2 protein-coding genes are annotated in these 1,667 nt (G+C 60.8%); both read right to left on the bottom strand.

The window, feature by feature from the left end; translation table 11 throughout:
* Window positions 1-197: 197 nt before the first annotated feature.
* Window positions 198-848 carry a hypothetical protein gene (locus tag EG19_RS11790; protein ID WP_038050557.1) on the bottom strand — a complete coding sequence of 217 codons (651 nt, stop codon included), beginning with the start codon at window positions 846-848 and terminating at the stop codon, window positions 198-200.
* A gap of 6 nt (window positions 849-854) precedes the next feature.
* On the bottom strand, window positions 855-1,667 hold an 813-nt coding region (locus tag EG19_RS11785; protein WP_038050556.1), incomplete at its 5' end, for an RHS repeat-associated core domain-containing protein.

Below are 1,667 nucleotides of genomic sequence, written 5' to 3'. Positions count from 1 at the left end.
GTCCCCGAGCTCGTGACCTGGGCGATGCGCAGTCTGCCCACGAAGATATCGTCCCCAAGCCAGCTCCAGCTTCCCCCGGAGTACAGGTAGTGCCGCACCGCCTTGCCCCCAAGGTCCCGCAAGCTCACCCGTTCGGAGGCCCTCGTGTTCCGAAGCAGGGACGCCGCCAAGCGCGCTTGCGAACATGAGATGCCCTGCTACCGCTTTTGCTTTTCGAGGACCTCGTCAGCGTACTTCTTCAGCGCCTCTGCAACTGGAAAGCACGCAAGCTCCTGCTTGAAGTCGCTCATCGAGTCCGGGTAATCCACGACTCCGTAGAACTCGTTGAGCTTCGCCTCGTAAAAGGACACCGGCTTGGAAAAGTGCAACCCGTTCTTGACGTGGGCTCGGTAGCACTCCAGGTAGCCGGTGAGATAAGCAGCCCGATCGGTTACTCCGTCGTCGAAAGGCGGAGAATAGAGAGTAGCCCAAAACTCGCCGCCAGTGGCGCCGTAGGGAGCATCCGGGCCGCAGGGATACTCCCCGCCTGGCTCCCTTTTGATGTGTTTCATATACTGCGGGATCAGCCCATCCATCAAGGGCGACAAAAGCTCGGACTGCCGCTTAGGGTCGCCCTGAAAATAAGCATCCACGGCAGCCAGCACAGCATGCATATCGAGGTACATGTCCTCATCCCACCGTAATACCCGTGCGTCAAGCAAACAGTGAATATGGCCTATAAGAAAGGCCTCCTTTCTTTCCTGGTTGAGCCGACTCCACCATTTGCCGTTTACGCCCTCCTCCGCGAAGAGGCCCGAATAACTGGCCAACAGCAAAACCACGATGACGATGACGATTCTCCCTTTCATAGGACTTTACTCCACCGGCGTGTAGTAGCGAACATCCGCGCCCCTCGGGAATGCCCAGTTGCGCCGCGGAACCCCAGTGAGTCTTGACGGACCAACGTTGGCTAAAAGCGCACCCGTGCCGCCTGGCTTGAGAAGCCTATCCCCTTGAATCTCGGGCCGTACTGTGGCTACGTGGCCGTGGGCTCCCTTGGGGTTGTTCCAGGCGGCGATCACAAACCTCCCCTGATTGGCTAGCGCCTGTGCCTCGGCTTCGCTCACGGCGCGGTATTGTGGCGAAGCCGCAAGGTTAGCAGCCATCTGGTTTGCCGGGAGCGCGTAACCCTGACGATCCACCAACGGATCCAACGGCGCACCTACCGCCCTCGCCACAAAAACCGTCGCCTGGTTGCAGTGTGTGGGACCTCTTTCTGGAGGAACTTGCTGGAATCCAGGGTTCGTCATTGCCTGGTCTTGCGCTTCTCGCAGCTGGCCCACCGCGCTGGCCGCGTGGTCCACCCCCGATCCCTCGTCGTCTCCGCCCCCCGCCCCCGGCCGCTGCATGTCAGCGAGCGCCTCTTGAAGCGCCGCCAGCAAGACCTTCGCCCCCTCCCAAAGCGCCCGACCCAGAGGCTCGAAAAAACGCTCCTGAGAACTCGCCGCGAACGCAGCATCCTTCAGCGCTTGAAGCACATGGTACTGCGCCAGCGTGATCCTCCCATCCGGATCCACGGCGTTGAGGGGGTTGCCACGGACGTAGGCGTAGAGGTTCAAGCTCTGGGGCTGGGCTGGATCGCCGCGCACCGGATCCGGCGAAAGGAAACGAGCCATGTACGGAAAATA

This window comes from Thermoanaerobaculum aquaticum (assembly GCF_000687145.1).
Lineage (GTDB): Bacteria > Acidobacteriota > Thermoanaerobaculia > Thermoanaerobaculales > Thermoanaerobaculaceae > Thermoanaerobaculum > Thermoanaerobaculum aquaticum.
Note: the sequence above shows the minus strand (reverse complement) of the source record. Positions and strands in the feature narration are given on the sequence as shown.

Coding starts and splice junctions, on each gene's coding strand:
- EG19_RS11790 (WP_038050557.1), bottom strand. CDS start 848: ATGAAAGGGAGAATCGTCATCGTCATCGTGGTTTTGCTGTTGGCCAGT.